13 protein-coding genes are annotated in these 23,531 nt (G+C 57.5%); 4 read left to right on the forward strand and 9 right to left on the reverse strand.

The genetic code is table 11. The annotated features are described in order from the left end of the window. Positions 1–114: 114 nt before the first annotated feature. Positions 115–1,344, reverse strand: coding sequence for a hypothetical protein (locus tag Poly21_RS21610; protein WP_146409128.1), 1,230 nt, complete (start codon positions 1,342–1,344; stop codon positions 115–117). Positions 1,345–1,564: 220 nt separating this feature from the next. Between Poly21_RS21610 and Poly21_RS21615 the strand changes: the two genes are divergently transcribed. Then, positions 1,565–5,059, forward strand: coding sequence for a mechanosensitive ion channel domain-containing protein (locus Poly21_RS21615; protein ID WP_302120076.1), 3,495 nt, complete (start codon positions 1,565–1,567; stop codon positions 5,057–5,059). Here the strand turns inward: Poly21_RS21615 and Poly21_RS21620 are convergent. After that, positions 5,037–6,902 (reverse strand): Gfo/Idh/MocA family protein, encoded by a 1,866-nt coding sequence (locus Poly21_RS21620; RefSeq protein WP_146409130.1) that lies wholly within the window; start codon positions 6,900–6,902, stop codon positions 5,037–5,039. The genes Poly21_RS21615 and Poly21_RS21620 overlap by 23 nt on opposite strands. A gap of 50 nt (positions 6,903–6,952) precedes the next feature. Then, the gene (locus Poly21_RS21625) at positions 6,953–7,909 is read right to left on the reverse strand and encodes a DoxX family protein (RefSeq protein WP_146409131.1); all 957 of its coding nucleotides are present in this window, start codon (positions 7,907–7,909) and stop codon (positions 6,953–6,955) included. A gap of 233 nt (positions 7,910–8,142) precedes the next feature. Here Poly21_RS21625 and queD point away from each other — a divergent pair, with 233 nt between their 5' ends. Continuing rightward, positions 8,143–8,556: a 6-carboxytetrahydropterin synthase QueD gene (gene queD, locus Poly21_RS21630; protein ID WP_146409132.1), complete on the forward strand. Its 414-nt coding sequence runs from the start codon at positions 8,143–8,145 to the stop codon at positions 8,554–8,556. A gap of 1 nt (position 8,557) precedes the next feature. Then, a complete protein-coding gene (gene mgtE, locus Poly21_RS21635) occupies positions 8,558–9,976 on the forward strand; it encodes a magnesium transporter (RefSeq protein WP_146409133.1) in 1,419 nt (472 codons plus the stop codon). Between the two features lie 184 nt (positions 9,977–10,160). On the opposite strand, the gene Poly21_RS21640 is transcribed toward mgtE, so the two are convergent. Next, positions 10,161–15,626 (reverse strand): Ig-like domain-containing protein, encoded by a 5,466-nt coding sequence (locus Poly21_RS21640; protein WP_302120081.1) that lies wholly within the window; start codon positions 15,624–15,626, stop codon positions 10,161–10,163. 423 nt (positions 15,627–16,049) lie between these two features. Between Poly21_RS21640 and Poly21_RS21645 the strand changes: the two genes are divergently transcribed. After that, positions 16,050–16,922, forward strand: coding sequence for a protein kinase family protein (locus Poly21_RS21645; protein ID WP_146409134.1), 873 nt, complete (start codon positions 16,050–16,052; stop codon positions 16,920–16,922). Between the two features lie 136 nt (positions 16,923–17,058). On the opposite strand, the gene Poly21_RS21650 is transcribed toward Poly21_RS21645, so the two are convergent. From Poly21_RS21650 to Poly21_RS21670, 5 genes are all read right to left on the reverse strand, one after another. Further along, entirely contained in the window at positions 17,059–18,738 is a 1,680-nt protein-coding gene (locus Poly21_RS21650) for a fatty acid CoA ligase family protein (RefSeq protein ID WP_146409484.1), read from the reverse strand. Between the two features lie 95 nt (positions 18,739–18,833). Beyond that, positions 18,834–19,796: an ATP-grasp domain-containing protein gene (locus Poly21_RS21655; RefSeq protein WP_302120085.1), complete on the reverse strand. Its 963-nt coding sequence runs from the start codon at positions 19,794–19,796 to the stop codon at positions 18,834–18,836. A gap of 16 nt (positions 19,797–19,812) precedes the next feature. Next, the gene (gene mch / locus Poly21_RS21660; RefSeq protein ID WP_146409136.1) at positions 19,813–20,805 is read right to left on the reverse strand and encodes a methenyltetrahydromethanopterin cyclohydrolase; all 993 of its coding nucleotides are present in this window, start codon (positions 20,803–20,805) and stop codon (positions 19,813–19,815) included. A 163-nt stretch (positions 20,806–20,968) separates the two neighbouring features. Then, on the reverse strand, positions 20,969–21,691 hold the full coding sequence (locus Poly21_RS21665; protein WP_302120088.1) for a DUF4339 domain-containing protein: 723 nt from the start codon (positions 21,689–21,691) through the stop codon (positions 20,969–20,971). A gap of 264 nt (positions 21,692–21,955) precedes the next feature. After that, positions 21,956–23,374, reverse strand: coding sequence for a M20 metallopeptidase family protein (locus Poly21_RS21670; protein ID WP_146409138.1), 1,419 nt, complete (start codon positions 23,372–23,374; stop codon positions 21,956–21,958). Positions 23,375–23,531 lie beyond the last annotated feature (157 nt).

A 23,531-nucleotide genomic window follows, 5' to 3' on the forward strand; every position in this document is an offset into this window, starting at 1 on the left:
GTTCACCACGGGTGCTCACGAAACAGCGTCAGCAGAGCGAAGGCCGGGCGTTGCCGATGCGACCAATCGCTGTATGAAACGGATTCGCCGGGGTGCGTGCGATCGAGCGGTCGTTTAGTGCAGTCCCAGGCGGCGGCGGAGACGGGTTTCCCGATTGAACTGTTCGACATCGTTGGGGTTATCCACCGTCGGTAGACGGAGCGGGCGCACTTGATTTGCAGAATCATGAACCGCACCCTGATCGCTTTGCTGACCCGCCATCGCGGGAGTCGGCGCGGGGCTGGCAAGTGACGTGGCTACGTCGGCTGGGTTGATTGGATTGAGCGGCGGGAAATTGGGTTCGACGCGGGTTGCGAAACTCGCAGGGGCGACGTGGCTAGCAGCGGGAACCCCCTCGGACTGCTGGGACTCTAACTCGAGACTGGCGATCCAATTAGCCAAGGTTCTAGCGAGGTTGGCTTCGTGTTCGGCGATGGGCGGTTTCGCTGTCGGCTTGCCCCCGTGGGCTGTTATCGCATGCAGATAGAGCTTGCTCTGTTGCGGGTGAGCCGGATTGCATAGCGGCCGCGTCGCGTTCAGATTCGCGAGGCTGCCACGCTGAGTCATACGCATCGCTCCGCCCGGGGGCAGATCGAGATTCCAGTTCGTCGTCACTCCGGATTGCTGGTGATGGCATTGGGAACAGCGAGAGAGCAATATCGGTTGGATCTTGGACGTGAATTCGTGAAGTGCCGCTGGAGCGGATGAAGCATGAACCAAGGGTGTGGCATCTAGTGGCGCGACGACCGACATCGCTTCAGCCTCAGCATAGCCCATATTTTGAACCGCGTGTTTGCTGCCTGGATCACTGTGGAAGCCGGCGGGCGCAACCATTGACGTTTCCGATGGCGATGGCTGTTCCAGCAGACGCCGCAACCGGCCCTCGAGCTGAATGGCGACGGGGTGATTCGGCGCGACGGCATAGACACTCATCAAAGCTTCGGTAGCGTGGGCAGGCATGCCATTATCGATGCACCACCGGACGTCACTGATTCGCTCGCCTAGGGTCGCCGAGGAGCGACGACGTTGGGCCTCGATGCGAGCTTGATAGAGTTCAGGCAGAGTATCAGCCACTGCGATGACTTGCGCGGTCCGCAATGTCAATTCAGCTTCGTTGCCGCGTCGCACGATGACCGACGCTCCTTGTCGATAGACATTTCCGCAGAGCACTTGATCGTTATTAAGTAGAACGTGCTGGGTCTGGTTTCCCACCGTCGACTGCGATTGAGCTCTTGCATCGGTCCACGCAAAAACGCAGCCCCCCATGCTGAGCACAATGGCCAGGTAGCAGCGAAAAAACCGCATGATGAATTCGGCGGGAAAGCGTGAATGATGAAAGGATTTACCCATAGATCAGAACGGCTAACAGATTTCACAAGCTGGTTTCAAGACCGATCGACATGTTTTTGGGCTTTCGGGTGGGCGCCCGATTTCCGACACTGCCCACATGTTGCCACTCATGAGACCCATTCGTTTTGCATTCTGCCACTGCACCGCAGCCCCAGTCCGTTGCGGCTACGTTAGAATGCTCCGTGTCGTGAGCGCAGGCCGGGATCCGGCGCTCGCTGCGGTGATTGCCATCATCGCAGGCTTCGTCGGCGCTCCCGCGGTGGCGCAGCTCCCAGGTGCCGGATCACTGGGTAGCCCCACGCTGGGTAGCCCCACCCCGATGCGACAAGTCGCCTTCGTGAGGCCCCTCCAGGACGACGCGAAGACCGCCTCGAACGCAGGGACTTCCGACACCAACACCAAGGTTGTCGAGCCTGCGCCGCTGACCAGTGCAAACTCCGTGGCTGCTGAGATCGAGCGGGTGACCGCTGACGAAACGATGGACCCGATGCTGCGCGACCTCGTACTGGCGGCACTGCAGGAACTCGCCAAGGTCTTTGTCGATCAGCGGGCCATCGCCGATGCACTCGCGGGGGTTGAAAAATCGATAGCGAGTATTGAATCGGATAAAGCCGCCGCAAAACGCCTGGCCAACAAACCACTCGACGAGGTCGAGCCTGGCGAGAACGACTACCTTTCAATTGAAGAAGTCAAGCAGAACGAACTGCAGGCGACGACGGCGTTGGCGGAGGCACGCGAGCGTTTGCAAAAGGCGGAAGCTGCCATTGCGACCCGGACAACGCGATTGGAGAAGCTGCCCGCGGACATCACCGCGCTGCGGCGCGAGATCGAAACACTGGAAGCAACCTCCGTCGGCAAATTTAGCGATGATCCCAATGGACGCCTCCAAGATGTCCGTGAGTCACTGCGGGCCGCGCAGATTGACGCGGCCAAAGAGCGTCTGAGCTTATTGGTGCGAGAACAGTTGCTCTATGAAGCTCAGGCCGAATTACTGCCTTTGCAACTGGCCGCCGAGCGACGCAATGTGCGGCAGGCCGAGGCAACCTACGATCGTTGGTCCGGTCTCTTGAAAGACCGCCGGCAGAGTCAGATTCGAGAGGAGCTCAGGCAGTACGAGCGACAGGTCACCAATGCGGGCGGGGAGCCCGAGCAGTCGCAGATTTTGCGGCTGGGCGATCTATGGGTGGAAATCATTGGTGAGACCGATCATGCCGACCGGAGCTTGGCCAAGGAAAAACTGGAATCGGCTAAGTGGTCTGCACAACTCGCAGAAACCGAAGCGCAAATCGCCGCTGCGAAACGCGGAGGCGAACGATTGTCGAGCAGCATGGGACTGCAGCTCCAATTGATGAAGAATCGACTGCCGTCGATCAATCATATCAGCGGTCAGATTGACATGATCGATGCACTCATCGAGAAACGTCGCGATCTCCAGCGGCAACTCGAAATGAGCTTGCAAGGCATGGATGATTCGGTCGCCGGTGAGTTGCCGATGGAGGTGTTTTCTGACCGCGTGTTACTGGGCACGAGTCGCGCATCGACTCATCTTCCCAGCGCCGAGGCGGGGTTGCTCGGGAAATTCATCCTCGACCTTCAAACTCACCTGACCAAACTCGCCGAACGCCGCAGCGAGCTAGAGAATTTACGTGCGACACTCATAGCACTCAGTGCCGTGCTCGACTCGCATGTCATTTGGATTCGTAACGAGTCTATTTTTCATCTGGGGGATATTTCCTCGGCTTGGAAAGCATTTCGGTGGATGGTTCGCCCCCGATACCTGCGCCTATTGGGTGTGCGGTTGGCGGAAGGATTTTGGGATCGCCCCGCACTCATCGTGTTGGCGTTGCTCGCAATCGGCACCGTCGTTTTACTGGGGAGTCGGGTGCGCCGCCGCATCATTGAACTCGGTAAAACAGCGTCGAGTCGACAGAATCTATCGCTCCAGCCAACGTTAACGACGGCGTTGTTGTCGTTTGTGTTGATGCTACCCCTGGTCGTTCTACTGTGGACCTGCGGCGCCGCTTTCCATGCGTCCGGAGGCGACGAGCCTATTGTACAGGCGATAGCGGAGGCGCTCTCGATCGCAGCAATCGCAGTCTGGCCCATTGAACTACTCCGTCAGTGGCTGCGCCCATCAGGCCTTGCGATTGCCCATTTTCAGACCGATGAAGATTCAATTCGTGGATTGAGAAGATGGTTGAGAATCTTGATCGATATCGGGGTACCACTACTGGTTCTCAACATCACCGCGACGCAGCTGGGGCGATACCAACTCACTCAGGCTCTCAGCCGCGTGATGCTGATGGCCGGTATGGGGCTACTGAGCATGGTGCTGTGGCGGACCCTCGAGCCGAAAAAGGGCATCTTCTCGGTCTCGATCCAGGAGACGCCGCAGGGTTGGCTGGCGAGACTGCGACACATCTGGTTCCTGCCCATCGTGTGGACACCGATTGCTTTTATGATCATTTCGATGATGGGTTACGGTAGCGCGGCGGAGGTGTTGATTCGGCAATTCTACTTCACATTCTGCTTGTTTATCGTTGTATTCTTTATCAGTGGTGCGACGCGACGGTGGTTGTTGACACAACGTCGTCGGTTGGCTTGGGCAGTCCATCGTGAGCGGATCGAGGAGTCCGAGCGTTTGGGGCAAACGGGTGTCGAGGTCGAGCCGACTGCAACGTTGGAGGCGTCGGAGATCAACGCCCAAACAAGCCGCTTAATTAACGCCTTCCTGTCTATCGGATCGGTGATCGGCGTCGCGTGGATTTGGTCGCCTGTGCTCCCCGCGGTCGGATATCTGGAAGCCATTCAGTTGTGGCCGAGCATTGATGAGAAGGGTGAGATCAGTTACATCACACTCGCTGACTTAGTCAGGACAATTCCAATTCTGGTCCTGACGCTGACCTCGGTGAGGAACCTACCGGGATTGATCGAGGCTGTCCTGTTGGAACGCTTGCCGTTGGAGAAACCGGTACGCTACGCCATCACGACGCTTGGGACGTACATGTTGATGTTCATCGGGTTAGCCATGAGTGCTAAAACGTTGGGGCTGCGATGGGACAATATCCAATGGCTGGTGGCGGCCCTCGGCGTCGGTCTTGGCTTCGGTCTGCAGGAAATCTTTGCAAACTTCATCAGCGGATTAATATTGCTCTTCGAGCAACCGATCCGTGTTGGAGACGTCGTCACCCTCGGCGATACCACGGGCGTGGTGGCACGGATCCAAATGCGCGCGACTACGGTTACCAACTGGGATCGCCAAGAACTGGTCATTCCCAATAAAGACCTGATCACCGGTCGGCTGATCAATTGGACATTGACCGACACGACCAATCGGATCGTCATTGAGGTCGGTGTCGCCTATGGCAGCGACACCAACCAAGCCTGCGAGGTGCTGCGTGCGGTCTGTCGCGAGAACGAGTGGGTTGCTGACGATCCTGGGCCGGTCATCACCTTTGAGGGTTTTGGGGACTCGACCCTGAAACTCGTTCTACGGTGCTACCTCGCCGACCTCGAGAACCGATTGCATTCCATTCATGAGCTCCACACGGCAATCAACCAAGCGTTCCAGGCTGAGGGAATTGAAATTGCGTTCCCTCAGCGAGATTTGCACCTACGGTCGTTGCCGCCGGAGTTAATTGAGTCGCTCAAGCGACCGGCTTCTTCATGAATTCAGTTTCTACGGCGATATCGCTATCGTCGGGAGTCGCGTCGTTGTCGACATCGAACCACGATTCTTCAAACTTCATGTACCCACTTTCACCCCGGTCAGCACGTGCAAAGGCGACATTCGTCCCCAGCGCGATCACTGCGTCGCCCATGGCGACGGCAGGGTAGCAACGCGGACGATTTTCTGGGTCTGGGTTCCGGATGCAGTATGCCCAGTGCTCGATTTCCTCTTGGTACCCACGGCTGACTGGGCCGGAGGTCGCTGCTTGGGCGACCGGGGCGGCGAAATCGCCTGAGGCGGAGGTATCCAGGGCATAACCACCCGACTTCTTGGAGACACCCGCTTTGCTGCTGGTATCGCTATCACGGTATAGGAATACATCGGTCTCCTTATCCATGACCAACGTCCCCTTGGTGCCCATCACAACTTCGCCCCAACCACCGAAACCATTCCCGTTGATCGAAGAATAGGTCACCACGATCTTCTTGTTCGGATCGGTGTTGTAGCCCGCGACAGGATCGATTTGTTCGTAGCCAGTCTTCGTCTTTTTCGATTTCGGATAGTCTTCCACGCGGTCGTAATAGCCCACATCGAAGGAAGCAGGGTATTCTGGTCCCGCAAATTCGTACATGCAGTAGATATGGTCACGAACTTCGCGATCCAAAGGCATGATCTCACGTCCCCCGACCGCGTGGACGGTCAGCGGATGGGCCTTCTTGCCATCGTCACGCAACGAGCTGAGGAAGATGCTGACGGCATCGAGTTGGTGCGAGCCCAGTTCAGCCATCAGGCCTGCGCCAGTCCGCTGAAATAAACGCCAGCGATGGAGTTCTTCTTCTGCGGTGAACAACTTGTCACCAATGGAAAAGTCCTCGTAGCCGAAGTCCTTCGGGTTGACCGCTTTGTCAGCGTCCCACGCTTGGAACAACGCGACCTCTTGCTGCAGTCGCTGGATCTCGTCGGGATCCTTGGCCTCCTTGAGGGCCTTTTGGCGGTAGGCGAGGTCACTGGCGATACGATCGAACGTTCCTTTCCCGTTGGCCATCTTCTCGCCGCCCGGAATTGGCATCGACCAACTATCCGAGCCCGGCAAGTTGCCGCGGTGCCACTGGGCGCGGATGTGGTGGAGTTGGCCCAGCAGCCCCCAGCGAATCAAATTGACTGCGTTTTCGTATTTGATGTTGTAGTGCCGTTGGTGGCCGGTCGCCAAATGGATCGGATTGCCCTGTTTGTCTTTGAGCTCACCAGCCATCCGTGACATGACCTTGCACTGCGCCACGTTGCGAGCCATCAGCTTTTCGGTCAACACGTGCAGCCCGCGTGACATTGCCTGGGCGGCGACGGGGGCATGCAGCCATAGCGGGAGGGCGATAATCACCGCTTCAATGTCGGGGTTATCGAGGCACTCCATGATGCCCCCAGTGGTCGTGCCATCGTAGACTTTGACGTTCCTTCTCGCTTCAGCTTCGTCTTTGTATCCCGCGACGCTGATCAGCCCAGGACGTCGTTTGAGCGCGGAGGAACTCGACCAATCACCGTGGAAGGCGCGATGCTGACCGAAGGGGCGGATGTCACAGATCGCTTTGACATCGATGTATTCAGGGTTGCAACCACCGATCAAAACGTTCCCTTCGTCGCCGGTACCGATAACGGCCACCCGGACCGGATCAGCGATTTTTTCATAACCGAAATAAGCGGCCCCGACGCCCGCTCCGCCGACGGCACCCGCAGCGACAACGCCACGCAAAAAGTCACGACGGTTGACGTCGTAATAGCTACCCACGGCGTTGTAATAATTGGATTCGCCAACGTCACGTTGGTCTTTGGAGAGTTTATCAACCATCGCAGTCAATGTCCCGTGAGGAGTGTTTTTAGAGTTGGGGGGGAGGTGGTCTAGACGGTCCGTGCCGCTTCGTCGGGACCGTAAACTTTTCGAACGATGAGGTGCAGGAAGAAATCAAGTCCCGCGAAACGTCCAGCACCGGTGGCGGCCAATAGGAAACACGCCAAACTCTCAATCAATTGGTAATTTGACGAACCCGGCCCCGTCGTTGGCGGAAACTGGCTCAGGAACACCGAAAACAAAAATGCACCTACAGCCAAGGCCGCTACGGGCGTGAACAGTCCGAGTATCAAGAGCCATCCCGTAATCATGTCAAAATAGGGGACAATGCGATCGATCACGCTCGTGTCCATCATTGCCAGTCGCGGACGCACTAATTTGTACGGGCTATGTTGGGCCAGCTGTTCGTCGGTGGCCAGCTGATTTTGCGCGGTTTCGTAATTTTCCCAAATCATATCAATCTGTTGCAGCGTTGCTGAAACCAAACTATTGAGCTCTTTCCGGACCATCTCACGCTGACCGCCAAGGGAACTGACACCGTCGCGTACCGGATCCGCATCGAGTTTGGCGATCCGATCCAGACCGAGCGTGTATTCTTCGATTGCGTTAGCATCCAGCTCGATTACATATTCGTACTGTTCCACGGCCGTGATGTAATTGTCTTGGGCAAGTGCCTTTTGTTTATCATCAAAGCCAAAGTGATTAGCAATGTTTTCGCGATAGGTAGCCCAGATCACCATGGTTTGGTGGGGATCCAGTCGCGTGGCACCGTCGTAATCCCAAACCATTTGCCGAAACTCGCTAGCAAAGGGGCCTTTGGCATTGGCAAAGAATGGCTTGGCTGACCAATTCCCTTGGCGGACCTTTTCGGTGCCTTCGGTAAGGAAATGGAAACCAATGGTGATGCGCAAAATCACCAACATCGCAATGGCGATATAACCGAGAATGCGTGGCGAGAGCCCGTAGCCGACGGCCAAACGAAGCGGGAAAAGCAAAAACTTGGCCACGGAGTGGGTTCTCCAGACGAACTCAGAAAGGGGGATTCGCATGCGAGGTGCTGCGAGGCGGGGTAACAGTATGGCAGCTCAGTGGCCGTTCGCCAAGCATAGTTACGGAAAACCCCTCAGCAGATTGGGACGCACCTTGCGCCGTCGAGTCGACTCGTTAGATTGAAATGAGAAAACTCATTCACTTCTGCCGCTGTCCTCCTGTTCGCCGAGTGCCTGTGTCGATTTCCATTATGCGTCGCTTTACCTTTTGTGCCGGTCACCGACTGGTCGGACACGAAGGGAAATGCCAAAACCTGCACGGGCACAATTACGTCCTCGAAGTCTACGTGACCGGACAGGAACAGGATGCCATCGGGCGCATCCTCGATTTCAAGCAATTGAAAACGCGTTGCAAGAACTGGATTGATGAGCACTGGGATCACGCTTTCGTGTTGTGGGACCAAGACGAAAACGGCCTCGCAGCGATCCGCAGCTCGCAGCCCCATCGTATCTACGAGCTGGACTGCAATCCGACCGCAGAGAACATGGCCAAGCATTTTCTGGAGGAGATCTGCCCCAAAATTTTGGGAGACAGTGGTGCGGTCGCTTTCAAAATCCGTTTGTGGGAGAGCGAAGAGACCTATGCTGAGGTGACCCTGGGCTAAGATGAGCAATTCTTCTTCACCTCACGATCTCGAGCCAGCCGGCACTGATGCAGTCCCGCTCGAAGCTAATGATCGGCCCTGGGAACGACTCGAAGAGCTGGCCGATGCGGGCGATCCCGAACCGCTCTCTGAATACCTTGATAGTCTCACGGCCGGTGATCAAGCGCTCGCACTGAGTCGTACCGACGAGGCCCACCATCAGCTCGTTTTGACGACGTTGGCAGTCGAGGACGCCGCCGAACTGTTGCGGCACTTGAGTGAGAGCCAAGCGGCTGAACTGGTCGAATCATTACCAGCCGAAGAAGCGGCGGCTATCGTCTATGAGATGCCCAGCGACGAGCAGGCAGACTTGCTGGGCGACTTGGACGACGAGCAAGCCGCTGCGATTCTCGAGGCATGGCCACGCGCCGACGCCACCGCTGCCCGGCAATTGGCGGCCTATAGCGACGACGTTGCCGGCGGATTGCTGGTCCGCGAAATCCTCCGATTCAATCGCTCGACGACCGTCGCGGATGTTATCGAAACCCTGTCTGAGAACGCCGACGAGTTTCGTGATTACGATGTGCAGTACGCCTATTTGACCGATGAAAATGAACGGCTCGTGGGTGTGGTGCCGATGCGAAATCTCCTATTCGCACGCCGGACAGAGCCGGTTGCCGATATCATGATCTCGGACCCATTGTCGCTGCTGGATTCCACTCCACTGGACGACTTGATCGAATTCTTCGACACCCACCATTTTCTTGGCGTGCCGATCGTTGACACCGAGGGTCGGTTGCTCGGCGTCGTCCACCGCAACGCGGTCGACTACGAAGCAACTCGGGCAGCTGAAAACGATTTTCTTAAAAGCCAAGGGATCATTGGCGGCGAAGAACTTCGCACCATGCCATTGATGCAGCGGGCCCGCCGTCGCCTAAGTTGGCTAAGTATCAACATCGTGCTCAATGTGGGTGCCGCAGGTGTCATCGCGATCTACCAAGACACCCTCGCACAGGTGATTGCGCTCGCCGTGTTTTTGCCGATCATCAGCGACATGAGCGGGTGCAGCGGCAATCAAGCTGTCGCCGTCAGCATGCGCGAACTGTCTTTAGGTCTGGTGCGACCGACGGAGATGATGCGAGTTTGGATGAAGGAAGCCGCCGTGGGGCTGGTTAACGGCGCCGCCCTAGGGCTGCTTGTTGCAATTGTGGCGATCATCTGGGACGGCAATCCGTACCTGGGCCTGGTGGTAGGCGTATCGCTGTTTTTCAATACCCTCATCGCCGTTTCAATTGGCGGAACGGTGCCGCTGCTACTGAAACGTCTCGGTTTCGACCCCGCCGTCGCCAGTGGTCCGTTGCTGACCACGGTGACCGACATGTGCGGTTTTTTCTTGGTCCTCGGACTGGCGACGCTCATGCTCGATCGGCTCATTTTATGAGACCGGCGAATGCCTTCAGGCGTTGCTCGCTGAACTGCGAGAGCGGCGTGCCACGTTCTCGGAGGCGAGATTTATCCTATCAGATCATGGTCTGCGGCACGCTTCTGGAAAAACGCACTCACCACTGAACCCATTCAACTGTTCAAGCTGCCGTCAGGCGACGGCAGCTCAATCGACGATTGGCTTAACTCCACTGCCGAGCAACGTCGTCGGCCAACAGAGCCAGCAGATCGTCGTCGTCAGCATCTTCACCCGCTGCCGAAGCTGACGCCACCGGTGAGCTCACGCCAGTTTCATGGGACTGCGTTACCAGGCCAGCGTCGACATCGCGACCGCTAATCTCACTGATGACATGATCGGTTACGGCACTCTCGGCTACTGGATCAGCGACAGTTGCCGTACCCTCAGATGGTTGCGGCACGACCGCTTGGGCAACTACCGGCTCACCCGAAGAGCCTGTCGATTTGTTGAGCTGGTTGATCACCTGCAAGGCATCGACTGAGGTGACAAATCCATCACCGTTGACGTCAAGGAAGTAGTGTCTGGCGTCGCTGGCGACATCTTCACCTTCGGACTCCACCCGTGTCATCGAGTTGATGATGATCAGGGCATCGATCGCCGTGATCAAATTATCATCATTGACGTCCGCTGGCATCGAGGCGTTGTGCAGTGGTTCGGCAGAACCTGTGATTGTGATCGAGGCCGTATCGTACTGAATATTCTCAATCGCGACGGGCGAATCATTCTTGTCGATCAACGTACTTTGGAACGGGAAACGATCTGCGGGAGATCCCGTTACCGATGTGGTCCCCGCTCGCTGACCACGGAAATAGATCGTGGCCAGTGTTGTACCCGATCCACCCAAGTCCTGCTGGTTGGAACCAAACTCATCGATCAAGCCCGGGCGATCGTTCACACCGACGGCGGCATCGAGTAGGAACTGAGGGTCGAACTCGACGTCAAAGTCAAATGTATTGGGATTGCCACCGTTGTCGACCGGAATCGTTGACAGGAAGTTTCGGTTGTAAAGAACATCCAAGAACCCAGCAAAGACAGCCTCGGTCGGTGGACGGCCTGAACCTAGGTCAATGGCGTCAATTCGAAGCCCAAATCGCTGACCCACGGGAACTGTGCTGATCGGATTACCAGCTTCGTCGACGAAGGTGAAGTCGTAACTGACCAGTGGGTTTTCTACCGCACCGACTGTCATCGTGACTTCAGCGACGCTGCTGACGGTTCCGAACTGAGGACTTTCCACAGTCAGGATATACGTAAAGCTATCGAACCCGCTGGCACCAATCCCAGGTGTGTAGGCAAGATAATCATTGCTCAGGTTTCCGTCATTTCCCACATCGACCCGAACCACAGAACCGTTTCCAGGTGCCTGTTTGATGGTCAGTCCAGTGACAGTATCACCGGCACTGATCAAGTCATTGGTCAACACGTTGAGTCGGGCAGGAACCCCGGGTGCCATCGCTTGGCCAGCAGAGTCGACACCGACTGGGAACGAGTCGTCCAAGGCGACCGGGAAATTATCGCCCGGCGGTGAGATCTCGATCTGTATCGAGTCGTAGCGAATCTGATCGTAAGTGAGGACCTCGGGGCCCGATGGTGTGATCAGCGTGGTTTCACTCACCGCGGCATCGGCAGGATCGGTCTTGAACGTCGCCAGTCCCGCGCCGGTGGCTTTCATCGTGATCGTGAAAAGTTCGGTAAAGCCGGTGAATGACGCGCGGTCATCCGAACTACCAATCGTGACCAAATCACTGAGTGCTTGAACGGCACCTACTTCGTCAATAATTCCAGGTGTGAGCGTATTGCCGAGTTGGAAAGACGGGGTCTCGAACTGCGGCCCGAACGTAATCTCAAATGGGAACGAGCCGTTCGGGTCAGCGACCGGTGAAACCAGTTCGGAGGTGTAGAGCAAATCAGTGAACGCGGACTGCAGGCCTTGAACAGCGACCGAGTCAGCTACCGAAATATCATCGACCGAGACACGCAGATGGAACTCTTGGCCTGCCTGCAGGCTCAACAGCGGCGTGTCATTGTTGGCATCAAGCAACTCAATCTTGAATTCAGCTTTGTCGTTGGCGAGAGCTTGGGGCGTAAGCACGATCGTCGCTCGCGCCATCTGCGAGGTCTGCCCCGAAGCATCACTGATCGTGTACGAGAACTGCTCGCTGCCTACGAACCCATCGGCAGGTGTGTATCGTACGCCGCGGCCAGCCGGGTCGATCGTGACGCTACCGCCGCTGGTACCCTGAGATACCTGTGTGATCGTCAACCCGCCACCGACCGACGCGATATCGTTGTCGAGAATGTTGAGAGGAACATTTTTCTCATTGCTGGCGACTTGGAAAATGTCGTCCACGGCAATCGGTTTGGCTGTCGCAAACTGAACCGTGACGCTGACCGTCGCATCACCTGTATTGCCAAAGCTATCGGTGACTTCATAGTCGAACGAGTCGGTGCCAGTGAAGTTCGATGGCGGCGAGTACAGCACGACCTGTTCGCCCGGGTTGCCCGGCCGAATCGTGACGATCCCACCTGCAGCACTGCGCGATGTGACATTCGAAATCGTCAGTGGGTTACTGGAGACATTATTGTCATTGCGGAGCACGTCGATCGGAAAAGAGACCGAATTCTGTGGGACGGTCACAACGTCGTCTGTCGCCAGACCACCGTTATTGCCAGCGGCCAAAATCCGAATCGCATGATCTTCGACTTCGCCGGTGTCAGCCGCCCCGCCCACGCCGAGCCCCGCCGTCAGGCTGTATCGGAACCGGCTGAATGTGTCGAGCACACCATCGTCAGTGCCGTCAGCGTTGACGTCAAATGAGGCTGGCAGGGTGATGTCAATGTTCGAGGTCCCCGTGCCGAGCACCAAGTCTTTGCGAATCTGTTCGCCAGCATCAAGGAAGTCGCCGTCGGCATTGAAGTCAATCCAAGCCTGCAGGTAGCCCGTACTACCGGTGGTGTTGGTCACACTGACTGCGATCGTGCCCGTGCCGCCGGCCCGCAGGGCACTGGTAACGATCACGCCGTCTTCATCGTCGATTTGGTCAAAATCAGGATTAACGAGATCATCGCCGCTGGCCGTCGCATTGGGCTGGCCGTCATTCTCACGATCGATCTGCGACCCGATGGTCAAGCCATCAGCGACACCATGGCTCGGTCCCCCGGCGTCAACGGTCGTCATGTAGGAATCGGGGGCATCGCCATAATCACGCGAGGGCAGACCGCCGAAATCGAAATGGCTACCCAGCGGAGCGCCGGTGAAGTTCACCACATATTCGCCCTCGGCATTGTTAGGCAGCGTGCGGATGAACCCGGGCTCAGCGACTTCACGAATTGCGTAGGGGCGACCAAGGATCGGCAGATCTAACTTGTAATAACCGTTGGCGTCCGTGATATCAAACGGTTCACCGAGATCGGGACGATTGTCGCCGTCGAGGTCAGCATAAATATACGCCCCGGCAATACCGGGCTCACCAGCATCCAGCGTGCTGTTGTTGTTAAGATCCGCGAATTTCCTGCCGGTCACGTCTGGATTGACTTGCGAGAATCCGAAGGTGGGCCCAACTCCACCGCCGGTGCCAACGGTGACCGTCTGAGAGGCTAGCGTTGTCGCGACGTAGTTTCCTGGTGATGCGATGACCAGGGTTTGCAAACCCGGAGTGGCACCGGTGATGACATACACACCGTTGTTGTTGGCAACAGACGATGGTTCGTTGAAGTCTTGAGTGCCGTTGCTGTTGTAATCGAGGAACACTGTCGACCCAGGCAGGATCGAGGATTGCCCAGCGGACGTGGATCCGCTGTTGGTCAACACTCCATTCGCCCCGACGTTCACTAAATCCGCACTGGTCTCGGATACCGGCGATTGGGCAACGATGGTGTAGGTGCCCGGGGCGGCAAAGATTGCATAGGTTCCCGTCGATCCGCTGACCGCACTGGGTTCGGAAGCATCGAGTTGACCATTTTGATTGACATCCAAAAAGACGCGGGCGCCGGGCAGACCAGGGTCGCCTGTACCGTTGCCGTCACCGTTGATATCAAAGAAAACTTGGCCCGACAAAGTGCCCGCGGTACTACCGGTTCCGCCGTCGGTATTGCCTTTACCTGTGGCCAGCGTCAATGACAGCGAAGCGGGACTGAAAAGTGTTCCAAACGTGATCACGCCCGCTGGATCGACAATGTCGGTGCGAAAACGTACCGGTACGTCATCGAAAGTCCCCAAAATGCCGTCAGCACCGACGCCTAAACCGTTTTCGGCATTCAGCGTGCCCCCACCGTCAATGAGAGACGGGATGAGGTTAGTGCCGTCGGTGTGAAACAGACCGAAGGTATGGGCGAGCTCATGAGTTGTCGTCGCACCGATTTCCAAGCCTAGAATATCCGCTTGGCTGATCGAAGCACCGGTGGGCACGGTCGCGACAAAATCTACCTCATTGTCAACCCACACTAATGCCGTCTCAGACGGATCAAAGTTCCCTACGTCAATGGTCTGGGCAATCCCCAGCGGGGGCACCACGAACTCAGGGAATGACGCTACCGAGCCAAACACGACGCGTGTGACAAGTGGGTTATTGCCTGGATCGGGATCGTCGAGACTATTGAGAATCGTAATTCCATACTGACCAGGAATCCCAGTCGCACTGTAGTTGCCGTTGGAACCGTAGTTTCCGACGTCGGCGAATTGACGTTCCACCGTCTGCGTGATCTGGCGGGCAATTTGGTTGTACTCATCGGGTGATGCAACTTGCACACCAGCGAGATTCAACGTCTGGCTGATATCCGGCACCCGAAACCGGCCGCCGACGGGGACGCCGGGGAGAGCGAAGTTCTGATTGAATTCATCGCGTGCGAAACTACCACCATCAAAGTCCAAGTAGACGATTTGTTGTTGGCCGATCGCTAGACTCTCGGTAACCGGTCGATACGTGCGCAGTCCCAGGGTGTAGTTGGTGAACCCTGTCGAGGCGGACACCGAAATCGTGTAGCGTCCGTCGCGGGGTACCACCTGAGCCGCGTACGCATTGCCGAGAGTCTGCAGAGGTGAGTCGATCGGATAGAGATCCGTGATCGGGGCAGCGGGATCCTGGCCGTCTTGTGCAAACCAGATACTGCTACTCGGTTGGCTGGGGTCAGTGGAACTTGGCAGTGAAACGTCGAAAGCTGTGGCCGCGCCGATCGTGGCGATGTCGAGAATATCCCCTGCCTTCAGATCCACACTGAAATAATCGATGTCAGTAACAAACTGGCCCCCCACCTGTTGAAAACTGACTGAACCACTGATGTCGACCGTGTCCCGCTGGCCGCTGCCATTCCCCAGAGGAACGAACTCAGCATCGAGGTACGAATCATTCTGGCCCCGGATTTGAGCCGCTTCCTTCTCCGTATACTTAAACGAAGATACCGTCCCGACATTGCGTGGGCCATCGTAATCGTCGGCCCCAGGAATGGGCCCGAGTGGGTTCGCTGCAAGCAACTGCCGCTGTTCGAGACCTTCCATCGTCAATCGACGGGATGCCTTGCGTCGGCTTCTCATCTTTTCACGGCGACTACGGTGCCGACTGCGTGCGAGGCTAGCGTCGGCGTCCGAGGAAAATGAATCCGACGACGGTTGGGAAGGCTGGCGATGAATCATCGAGGGTCTCTGGCGGAGGGGGTCCGTGGGACCAGAAAGGGAAAAGTTTCGGTAGCAGCGGGGACGCGAAAGGATGCGAAATTCTTACAAATATACACGCGCTGACGTGCGAGTCTAATTCGACACCTTCGACTGTCAACGAATTGCAATCTTTACGACGCGATTGTGATCGACAAAGTTCCCAGTGTTGGTGACCAAGCCTGCCTTAATCGCTAAATCCGGACCGCCGCAACGCACAATCTCCCGTCGCGGACGCCCTGAAGTATCCATTCGGCTGGTAAGCACTGGAAAGATAACCCCCCGGCAAAATTTACCGATTATGCCGGTTATCAGGATTGATCACTGGCGATTTGCCAGGCCGCGTCACGGCGGACGATGAGTGGTCTAGAAACCCTTTTCGTTGAGTTGCCCACGAGAATCACGATGCACGATCAATCCGCCGTCCGTCCCATCGCACCCAATTCGTCCACGCCGGACCGCATTCTCGGGATCTGGCGGTTGGGGCAACGATTGGCGCAGGGCAGTGGCTCGGATTTGTATCTGGCGCAACCCGCCGACAGCTGCGGGAATCCCCGCTACGACTATGTACTCAAAACGGTGCGCCAGGAAGACTCAGGGAACGCTGCCAATTCGTCCGGACCGAGTTCAATTCGCGAGTCCCAGCGACGAATCACGCAGGCAATCCACGCCGCGGGGGTATCTCATCCCAATCTGATTGCCGTTCTCGATGCGTCGGATTCGCCCCACTCTCCCTACCTCGTCATGCCTCGGCTCGAGAGCGTCACGATGGACCAGCGAACCTGCCAAATCGAGACGTTCGCTGTTCCGGTGGCGCTTTGGTGGACGCGTCAAATCGCCCAAGCGCTTGAAAAACTCCATTCCGCTGGCTGGGTGCATGGAAACGTGGTACCGGCGAATGTGCTGGTCGACAGCAAGGGACACGCCACGCTCATCGATCTTGGGTTTGCTGCGCAGATTCACACACCACTGCACCGCACATTCCGCGGTGCGCCCGATTACGCCTCCCCGGAACTGGCAGCGGGAACCACCGCGGCTCTGCCGGCAATGGACACGTTTGCTTTGGGCCGGATGCTTTGGGAAAACCTAGCGGCGACAGCGCCCGTCGCTCGTAGCGTGATGGAGCCGATCGCGGATCTGATTGAAAGCATGGTCGCGGCAGACCCGCAAGACCGCCCTGCGATCAAAGATGTCGTCCAGCGTCTGCTCACGTTGGAGATCGAGACCCTGGGTGAGCACATTGTTCCAGGTACGCCACCGCGAGCCATGGCGGCGTAGCGACTTCAGCTGGCAACGCCCGCAATCCTGGTCGTGCTCCCCGCTCCGCACTCCCTAAGACCGATTCGCTCACGCCAACGCGGTCGATGGGATCCGCGGAGCAATCCGCAGATGAAGTAAGAGTTTCGTGTTTCAGCTAGCCGGCAGCATTCACTTCAGCGGCAAGCTTTTCGCGGAAGATCTTGCTGTTGTGCCGAATGTCGACCGGTAGCGGCGCCTCCCGGATTACGAAATCGTTAATCCGCTGAGTGAGCGGATTGCGTGAGGCCACCTCACGCAATCGCGCAACCAACGCATCACGTCTCGCCGGGTCGCGGGCAATGGCGGGATCGACAGGCTGGACGACGATCACTGGTATTTGTTGGGCCACAGGACCCCGCCCTACTAACGCGCATTTTTCAACATCATCTTGGAGATTGAAAACGGCTTCGCATGGCACGGTGAAAAACGTGCGGTCAGCGGAGATCACGCGATGCGCCTTTCGCCCGCAAAACCAGAACCGATCCTGTGGATCGAGGTAGCCCACATCGCCCATCCGGTGCCACACCGTCTCACCATCGTACACCTTGTGCATTGCATTTTGATCCGTGCGGGTCACATATTTGCGGGTGACCATCGGTCCGCTGACCATCAGCTCGCCGATCTTGCCACGGGCGACTTCGGTGATATCGGAAAAGTAGCGGAGCTCGTCATCAGTGATCTCGATGACCTTCCAATGCACGCCTTCAAATCGCGTACCGACGCACACGCCTTTCCCCTTATTCGCAGCTGGCCCCGTCTCCGTAATCACTTGTCGCGATTCGATCGACGCGATCGGCAAGGCTTCGGTGGCACCATACGGCGTTTCAATGTCGGCGTCTTCATGCACATACCTGCGGAGGCTTGCCAGCGTGGCGGCAGGTACCGGAGCACCGGCGGACAGCACGCGGCGAAGGGTAGGAAACGGGCGTCCCACAGCGTTGGCATCGCACCACCTCGTCACCGTTTTCCATAACGCTGGCGAGCCGAACGCTTGGTCAACCTCCCATTGCCGGGCCGCCGCAATGAGCTTGGTCGGATCCACATCGGCTGGACGTGTGGGGTCCATATCCGGGATGATCGTCGTCACGCCCATGACGGCGTCAAACAAGCCAAAGAGTGGGAAGCACGCTAAGTCGCGTGACCCACGTTGAATGTTATATCGGTTGGCGATCCGATCGATTTGAGCATGGAAGGTGCCGTGCGTGTATGCCACGCCTTTAGGCGGTCCCGTGCTGCCGGTGGTGAAGATCACCGCCGCCTCGTCTTCAATGCCAACTGTCGGAAGTGGAGTCGCCGCTCGCTGGCCCATTTCCAGGATCTGGGCGAGTGTCTTGCCGCCCCAGAAATAGCGTCGCCCGACGGTGACATTCCACCGCGCCGTAGGAAAGCGGCGACGCAGCAGCGTCCGGATAGCCTGCGCCTTCGGAATGCCCACAAACCCATCTGGATTGACTTCTTGCAAACATTTCACCAGATGACGACGGTCCATCCCGGGGTCAATCAGTACTACGGAGACCCCCGCTTTCATCAGTGCGAATACCAATTCAATGAACTGCGCACCGAATGGAACCAAACTGATCAGCCGCATGCCGGGCTCGACACCCCATGCGATCAAGCCTCGCGCTATCTCGGTGCTCCGCTGATCGAGGGTCTTGAATGTAGTCAACGCATAATCGCGTTCTTGACCTGACTTTTTGGGTGGTCCCGATGGTTCCGCGATCGCAATCGCGCCTGGCAACTGGCGTGATATCTGAGTCAACCGATCGGCGACGTTCCCAGGCGTCCAGTCAGACATCGCCTCATTGCTACACGATATCGCTGGAGAAATCGCTTGCTCACTGTCATGATCGCTGGGATCATCGTGGCGATCGCAACCGTCAGAGGTGGGATTCATAAGGCACTATCTTTCAAGACGGAAATGATTTGTTCGGCCAGGTTCACGGGAACGACGCCCTGCGCCCCCTTCCAGCCAGGAATGGCGTTGATTTCCACGAGTCGGTATTCGTTCCCGTTGGACGTCTCGAGTAAATCGATCGCGGCCAAAGTTAACTTGAATTCGCTGCACACACGACGCGCCAAATGCTCCCACTCACTGCGCATTTCAACTAACTCGGCGCGGCCACCGGCGCGCATGTTCGTGCGGAAACCCAGTGGGCATGTCCGTCGGATTGCATGCACATACGGCCCGATAATGAGCAAACGCACGTCACACCCTCCGGGAGCAACAAACTGCTGCACGTAGAAAATAGCTCCGAGTTGTCCCAGCGTTGAGAACGCTGTCCAGGCGAGTTCGGCGTCTTGGATGCGCATGACACCGCGACCCTCGCCGCCGAAGATTGGCTTGACCACCACGTCTCCCCCGAGTTCGCCAAATAGCCGCATGGCATCCGAGCGGGATTGGGCAACAGCGGTCGCGGGCGTCGGAATATCCATCCGTGCCACTCGAGTGAGAGTTGCGTACTTGTCAATGGCCAGTTCGAGGGACGCAGGTGGATTGACGATGCTACGAGCCCGATCACACTGCGCTCGTCGATCGTACTCGTCATGTAACACTGCAAGACGAAATAAAATCTGTTCCATCGATCCCGCAGGCATCGTACGCGTGAAAATCCCATCCACTTCGTCGAGGTGGAGTTGACGTCGCCGGGCAACGTCACGTGTCTCCTCCACAACGCAGGAACGGGAACCGCCAAGCTCGATCCGCGCATGAAAGGACTCATAGTCAGCAAAGCTTAATTCGACACCGAGTCGCCCTGCCGCAGATTGCAACTCGGCAAGGTGCCAACCCAACGGCGCATCAGCCGCCCGGCAGATCGGGCGTCCTCCGAGTACGAGAATGTGTGGGGAGTTCACTCCGGCGATCTCTGGGTCACGAATCTATCCCGAACGACGTCCTCAAAATCTCCGGTGCAAGCTTTCCGCATCGCCATGTTCGCCCACTGGCCAGCGAATGAATCGTGACCACCGCAGGGCTGAACAACATTGGGTCGACCTTGTAGAAGTCGTAATCATACTGCTTGAAGATTTTCGCAAATGGTTGTCCGTGGTCCGATGACGATTCACTCGGAACCTTCATTGCTACCGCGTCAATCTCTTCGTCGGGAGCATCGATCCAAAGTGTGACCTTGGCACCGTACAGCATGGCGTCATTGGTACGGCCAATGCCCTCGACCGTATCGCCTGGTTTTGCGCCGGGCGGCAAGGGGGCAATCCCAGTCGCCGAAACGACTTTTGTGACGTCGAACTCGAGGGCATGAAGTTTATGCAGTGCCGTCTCGACACTGCGTGCGACGACTTGCACGCCACCGGCAATCGATGTCACGGGGGCGACGCCGAGACATACCCGCGCCGCCGGGACGCCACACGCGGTAGCGACTTCTGCTATCACGCTCGCATCCGGCAGGCGATCGGACTCGAGCACCCCGACCGCAGACGTCAGCGAGTCGGCGGTGGTGATCAAGTTCAAGTGTTGCAGCATCTCCTCGCGGCCCCGAAGCATTCGCATGGGGCCACTGGCCATCGCAAAAAACTTATCCGCGGCCAGCGGCCAGCCCGCGTACTGGCCTCCCAGGCAAGCGGCGATGGGATGATCTGTGGAAACCATCACCGCGATGTCGGTGATCATGTCCGGCTCCGCTGGCGTCAGATTAACCTCGGCATGATCGCCGAGACACAACTTGGCAAGCACCAATCCGGATTGCAGCGATCCCGCTTCATGAACGCCACAATCCAGCACGCTAGCCCCACCGATTTCAACTACTGAGCAACGGAGGTCGGACGCCCGTCGTCGTGATGCGGCGAAGAGAGCATGGGCGCGCTCATGCAAAAGAGCTAGCGTAGCGGTATTTTTTTCAGATTTCATCCGCGTATCTTGTCCGCCCGTGCGGCGATTGTCCAGCGATGTAGTCGAGGATAGGTTACGCGGAGAAATCCTGTGCACCTACCCGCGCAAATGTCCGCGTGTTCGCGATCACAGATCGTCCGCAACCCTCACGATTCAACCGGCAGAATTTGCACACAAGTCGCTAGGACCACCACACTACGAAAATCAATGCGCTCAGCAGCAAAATGAAAACCAGAGCCAGTACGACGCTGGACGTGACGCGTTTGTGGGAGACCTTTTTCTTATTCGTGTCGAGCACTTTGCCGCTCGTGCGAAGCGGCTTGTCGGGGTCCGCAACAGGGTCTGCCGCAGCGGGAACGGTATTGGCAGGTGCCGCCGGAACGGTGCGAACGGCCGGGATGGATTTATGATTTTGCTCGACACGGGGTGGGTCGCCGCCTTGCTCTTGCGGCAGCACGCTGCGGGCCGTTCGCCATTCCGGCCACCCATCGCGCCAGATCATCGCTGAATCAGCCACCCGGCCCTCGCTGATCCACTGACCGAGCGTGGGGCCGTCGGCGGGGCCGAATTGCCCGCCGCTGGAAGGTCGTACGTACCACGTCGCCGACGTCCCGCCGAGGACGTCCTCGAGGCTGGACGGTGGGCGCGTTGAGCTTGCGGACGGAGGCGAAGTTCGCTGGGGAGATGGATTTGGGTTTGCCGAGCCTCCCGCGTTAGCAGCGATGGAGGAATCATGAGCTCGCTGTTGCTGGGCCGTCGATTTCGCGGGTACAGACGAATCGTCCGGTCGCGGGGCTTCGCTTGCATCGATCGGCGTCGAGGTCTGCGTGTCGTGCGCGGGTATGCGAAACCGAACTGAGCACGCCGGGCAAATCCCCCGTCGTCCAGCTAGCTCCGATTTCACGTTCAATCGCCTACCACATGCATGGCAAGCAAAACGAACTCCCATTGATTTCTACCTTCCCACCTGTTGATTGTCACCCTTGCGGACGACGCTGTTGAAGCATGCCCCTGCCGTGATTTGCGAGTCTCTGAGCGTTGACGTCATCATTAGCCAGCGTGTCGGATTCGGCAGACAACACGGTTTTCCGCTCGCTGGCAATGACGATCACGACCAATGCGTGACAGCGTTACTCATCATGGCAGAACTGAAATCGCCCAGTATAGTTCAGTTCGGAGAATCCGTGGCATTTGAGGGCATGAGTTCCACGACCGCTAAAATCATGGCGGGAACTGACACCCGGAGTGTTTCCTCGGCGTCGGGATAGTAGACCGCCGAATGTAGCGATGCTGGGGGAATTCCCAGTTTTGCAAACCGGTCGAGCCTTGCCTGACTGACCGAGCCAACCCCGTACATCAAGATCGGTACACCGGCGATTCCGTACCGGCTGAAGTCTTCGCCACCCATCGACGGCTGGTCTTGGATCACGTTTTCCGCCCCGAGCTGTTTTCCGAATACCAATTGCATCCGTGCGGCTAGCTCCAAGTCATTCTTTAGCGACGGCGTTCCCTCGCTGAGTACCACATCCGGCTCGGGTGCCGCGTGGGTTGCCGCGATGCCCAATGCTCGGCGACGGATCGCCTCGAGTAGCTGTTGGCGAATGTCGGGGCTGTAGCTGCGGACGGTCAACTGCAACGTGCAATCGTTGCCAATCACGTTGTGCTTGGTGCCACCGTGAATCGAGCCGACCGTGATCACGGCAGGTTCGATGGGCGCGATTTCGCGGCTCACGATCATCTGCAACGATAGCACCAACTCGGCGGCTTGGACGATGGGATCAATCGTCGTATGCGGTGCCGAGCCATGACCACCGCGCCCCTTCATCGTGATGTCAACGCTATCAACATTGGCTTGCGAAAATCCTGGTCGCAGCGTGATCTTCCCGGTCGCTTTGTCGCTGGTGACATGCATCGCCAAGGCGAAATCAGGACGGGGGAACCGTTCGAACAAGCCGTCCTCGAGCATCGCCTTGGCACCCGCCCCGTGCTCTTCGGCGGGTTGTCCAATGGCGACAATTGTCCCTGCCCAAGACTTCCGATGCTCAGCCAGCCACTGCAGTACCGTCGTCAGGTTGGTCATGTGAATATCATGCCCACACGCGTGCATGACTCCTGTGCTGCTGCCGTCCTCGCGTGTCACGGTTTGAGTGGAGGCGTATGAAACCGGCGTCTGCTCGGTCACCGGCAAGGCATCCAAATCGGTTCGTAGCATCACCGTCGGGCCCTCGCCATTCTTGAGTACGCCCACAATGCCGTAGCCACCGACGTTCTCGGTTACTTCGAACCCCGCCTCACGCCACAGTCCGGCGAGTTTGGCGGCGGTCTCCTGTTCTTCAAAAGACACCTCTGGGTGAGCATGCAACCACGTATAAAGATGCATCGCCTGCGTGATTCGCTGATCGAGCCAGTCCGAGACCGATGTGGTGCTCGCAGTCAGGTCCGAGCCTCCCACATGCGGTGTGCTGTCTTCGGCAGTGCCGAGGACACTCTCGCAAAATAACGCGGCGAACAGTATCAGGGCGAACGGTATCAGTGTGGAGACACTCGCCCGTCGGGCTTGAGATGGAATGCGAATTTGATGATGCATAAGAATGGTTTCCCTGGGGACGTGTGAGGCAACAGTTGACTAGCGAGGAACTTTGCCCGGACTATTTTCATTCGCAGGTTTCGGAATGCCGAAGCCAGCTCAGCAGCAACCGACGGAAACATGGTACCACAACACCTTGGCGTAGCGGCAGCAATGA

It is taken from the genome of Allorhodopirellula heiligendammensis (genome assembly GCF_007860105.1).
Classification (GTDB): Bacteria; Planctomycetota; Planctomycetia; order Pirellulales; family Pirellulaceae; genus Rhodopirellula; species Rhodopirellula heiligendammensis.